The following is a 3,954-nucleotide window of genomic DNA, read 5'->3' as shown; positions in this document are numbered from 1 at the left end:
GAAGATTGTTTTTGCCTAAAGCAATTAGTTTTTCAATCTCAAATCGATCATATTGATTAAGTCTTTTATAAGCTGTTTTCATACTACAATTTTAAGTCATTTTTTTGTCTTAAAATTGCGTTAGATTCTTGAGTCTGCGATCAGCTTGCAGGTAACGTGCCGGGGCTTTGTGAAGTGGGGGAATTAGAAGTAGGAACTTTCAATTTTGCAACTAATGTTTGATAGAAGTACAGACTTTGAATTTAGCCGTTCAGCCCCCATTTCACAAAACCCTTGTTATAGCCAGTGGTTGTTCAGTCGTTTCATTTTTTGTCGGTTGGTTTCGGATAAAAAGCCAATTGTCGTAATTGACCAATAATTGACCATATTGACTAATGATTGACCATTAATTGACCAATTCAAAATAACTCCCTGCCCCGAAACCTTTGTTAATCATTATCTTATATAAATTTACCAACTCGTGCAATTCATTTGTTGCAGTTTGCCGGGAAATTTGATTTATTTCCTGATATTCTTTATTCGTAATTTTTCCTTTTTCTTTTACATACTCAACGGCTTTTAGTTGTCGGTCGTTAAGTCCGAGTTTGGTTAGCTTTTCGGTCGTTAAATTATTCTTGAAAAGCGTTACCAACATACCGCCATTTTCTTCAATGATTTCGGGTTCGGGAAGTCCTGCCTGTTTACACGCTTCTATGATTTTTGTAGTTCCTCGTCCCCAAGCATCTATCAAACCGCCTTTGAAACAAACATCAGCAATAACAATGTTTCTTGGGCGTGATGAATGAGATTGTTTTAACAATTCCAGTGTTAAGTCGCTCGGTAATTTGCCCTCGTTCCAAAAAGTGATTTTTTCATCGTAAACACGGATTTGCGTATGAGCACCCATATAATTACGGTGAACCAGTGCGTTTAAAATGGCTTCACGCATTGCTTCTCTTGGATATTCGGGTGTTTCAATGCGGTACATTCCCTCAAACGTAATGTTTTTGATAATAAACTTATGGTTGATTTGGTCTAAAACTGCCTGATGTAAGTTGATGATGTTGCCCTCTTCGCTCTCTTGAAAAACCAAATCCAAGTCATCTCTGAAACGACCAATCCTGACATAAATACTCGGATAAAATCGTCCCGGGTCTTTGCCAAACAGTACCAAAGCGGCTCGTTTGAGTTGTCCGTTTTCGGTCAAACGAAGTTTATCAAAAAGTTGTTCAGTTGTCAATCCGTTCACTTCAGTTAAACGACCTTTTTCTTTTGCCATTACCAAAAATTGGGCAACGGCTGTTTCATCAATATCGTCAAAAGTTGCTCGTGGTTCAATCACATCGTCCCACGTTTTGCCTGATTTCTTCAACAAAAATTCGTTGAGCGAACTGCCTGTTAATTCCTGTTTGGTACTTCCGCTTCGGTAATAATATCTGCCTCGTAATGAAATTGGAACAGTGTAAGGCGTTGTAACGATTTCTATAAAGTGTGCTTTCCGTTTTCTTCTTGTAAATTTACTTCAACGGTAATGCCCATTGCATTGCGGACTTTGTTGGGAATTTCGTCCATTAACTTTTTGTAATCCTCAACTCCTACAACATTTCCGTCATCATCTTTACCAATAAAAATAACACCGCCCTGTGCATTTGCAAAGCCGCAAACCCATTTGAGGTAGTCTTCGTGCCAGCTTTGTTTGTATTCTATGTTTTGCTGTTCGGGCATTATTTTTTTAAGTATCTGTATCAGTGTTCAAATTTACAATTTTCTTGTTTGTGAATTGCCATTCTATAAAATAAAAAAATCTCTGCACTATAGGTTCAGAGATTGAAAAAACAATGATAGGTTATTTTATTTTTTTACCCATTGTCTTGTGCTTTAACTGTTGCAGTATGGGACAAAATAAGTACAGATAAAAGTAGTTTTGTTTTCATAATTTTTGAGTTTTTAATCCATTCTTATGAACTCATTGCTTTTTAAAGATGTTTTATTACTAAATCTTCTATAATGAATTTGGCTTTAGATTTTTCAGAATAATCGGCAAGATAAAAACCTATAAAATATTTATCAGGAAAATAATTTATTGAATTCTGGAGATTAATTTGAACATTATTTATTTTAGCTATAAACAGAGTTCCTTTTTTTTCAATAGTAAGTTTAAATGTTTCACCTAATCGTATCTCTTCTTTTGGTAACATTAGTGCTTTAGTACCATTTTGTTCATAAAGCAAAAACTTGTTTTCTTTGGTATGTATTTTCTTTTTGCTAGATGAAATAATGGGTTTTAGGTTTCCATATATTGGAGTTAACTCGTAATCTAATGGTGTGGTAATAGCATTGTCAGATGGTCGTTTCATTATGTTTAAATAGTAACCTTTACCAATACATAATGTTAGAGTTGATGGAATATTAATAAATTTCCCCTGTATTTCTAATATGAAATCCTGTGAAAAGTCAAATTTATTTTTGTTTTTATACGCTTTTATCAATTGCCATTCTACGTGTCCGGTTACATCTTTGAGTTGATTTGAAATTTCGTACTCGTTATTTACAATTTTACCATTGTTTGATACAACATAACTACCTTGATTTATTTCGCTTTGTGCATAGGGAAAGTTTAACCAGTCGTCCGTATTCATATTATGCTCTAACAGTAGCTTTTTGTGGTCACTTTTATGTTGCATATTCCTAATAGTAGGAGTTATTTTTTCTAATTTTTCAATCGTTTTTTGATTTCTGATTTTTTCTTCATTTGCTTTCCTTATACTTTCAGAAATAAAGTTTAAGAAATTGGTAAGCGTTTCAGTACTTAATTGTTTATTTCCTAACTCTTGACCGAGTTGCCAACCTAAATAACTCGGATTATTTTTTAATTCTTGTTTATAACTTTCAGGGATTAAATTAAATAAACTCGAACCAAGCGTTTCCATATAATTGTCAAATGACAAATTCCCTTGATTGATGTTGCTCAACTGTTTCGATAAATTTACAGTTTGCAGATAACTGCTTACCGCTTCATCATAACCGAAAACAGTTTCAAGGTAGGTTTTAGCGTTGGCTTCATCTATTTTGCCGTCAGTAAGCAATGATTCCAGTAAAGTGCCAAACTGCTCGTTTACTACATTTTCAAATTTAATAGTGTTGTCTTGTGCTTTAACTGTTGCGGTTGAACAGAAAAGTAAAATGTTTATGGCAAGCAATAATACTTTTGATTTCATAATTTTTATTTTTAGTCAATTGATACGGAGTTCCATTCGTTTTGGGTTATTACATCTGTACACGGACATTTTGAAGTATCTTCTACTATGGATTTTAATGCTTGAATAAGTGGTTTTAGGTAAGGCGTTACGTCTGTGTATGTACATTTCGCCAATGCCGCTGCTCCGCAAAAAGCCCAAGCTTGTGCATCATCGTGGTCGTTTGTGGTCAGGTCAAGGTATTTATCATACAAAGGGCAGTCATCTATTCCCGAAGGCAGAACTTCTTCTTCGTTCGTATTTCCACCCGAAAAAGTAAAAAGTTGTTGGCTTCCTCCTTGTTTACCTGCATAATATTTATTGTCTGCAATCACTTTTATATAGAAATGAGAATACTTCTGTTCAGTATGATAGTACGTGTTTCCACCATTGCTTTTATATTGGTTTGTTCGGTTGGGTTCGGTAATCGTTATGACATTTCCCTCCTGTTTTACAATCACAGTATAAGTATATCCCAAGTCTGAAGAGGAATAGTTTCCCGAAGACAGCGTTTGTGCAATTATAGTATTTACGCTAAACACTATACAAATCAATAAGATTATTTTTTTCATTTTCTCTATTTTTTTTGTCGGGTCGTTCGTAGGCGGTTTCAAGTTTCTAGCGCAATTTTTTGGTTTTAAACTTTACCGTTTTATTTCCCGCATTTTTGCACCAAATTTTGAAAGATTTGGTTTCAAAATTCGAGAATAAAACTACGTTATTTTTTTGAATAATGTTC

At 34.2% G+C, this 3,954-nt stretch carries 4 protein-coding genes; all 4 read right to left on the bottom strand.

Annotated features, from left to right (window positions below; translation table 11 throughout):
• Positions 1 to 385: 385 nt before the first annotated feature.
• The 4 genes from ACE3PD_RS00820 to ACE3PD_RS00805 all read right to left on the bottom strand — a co-directional run bounded on the left by ACE3PD_RS00820 (position 386) and on the right by ACE3PD_RS00805 (position 3,769).
• A complete protein-coding gene (locus ACE3PD_RS00820) occupies positions 386 to 1,351 on the bottom strand; it encodes an ATP-binding protein (protein ID WP_374398608.1) in 966 nt (321 codons plus the stop codon).
• 110 nt (positions 1,352 to 1,461) lie between these two features.
• Positions 1,462 to 1,704 (bottom strand): helix-turn-helix domain-containing protein, encoded by a 243-nt coding sequence (locus ACE3PD_RS00815; protein WP_374398606.1) that lies wholly within the window; start codon positions 1,702 to 1,704, stop codon positions 1,462 to 1,464.
• 251 nt (positions 1,705 to 1,955) lie between these two features.
• A complete protein-coding gene (locus tag ACE3PD_RS00810; protein WP_374398604.1) occupies positions 1,956 to 3,197 on the bottom strand; it encodes a hypothetical protein in 1,242 nt (413 codons plus the stop codon).
• 11 nt (positions 3,198 to 3,208) lie between these two features.
• The gene (locus ACE3PD_RS00805; protein WP_374398602.1) at positions 3,209 to 3,769 is read right to left on the bottom strand and encodes a hypothetical protein; all 561 of its coding nucleotides are present in this window, start codon (positions 3,767 to 3,769) and stop codon (positions 3,209 to 3,211) included.
• Positions 3,770 to 3,954: the final 185 nt, after the last annotated feature.

Source organism: Flavobacterium sp., assembly GCF_041911335.1.
Taxonomy (GTDB): domain Bacteria; phylum Bacteroidota; class Bacteroidia; order Flavobacteriales; family Flavobacteriaceae; genus Flavobacterium.
This window is presented reverse-complemented; position numbering and strand designations above follow the sequence as displayed.

Coding starts and splice junctions, on each gene's coding strand:
- ACE3PD_RS00815 (WP_374398606.1), bottom strand. CDS start 1,704: ATGCCCGAACAGCAAAACATAGAATACAAACAAAGCTGGCACGAAGAC.
- ACE3PD_RS00810 (WP_374398604.1), bottom strand. CDS start 3,197: ATGAAATCAAAAGTATTATTGCTTGCCATAAACATTTTACTTTTCTGT.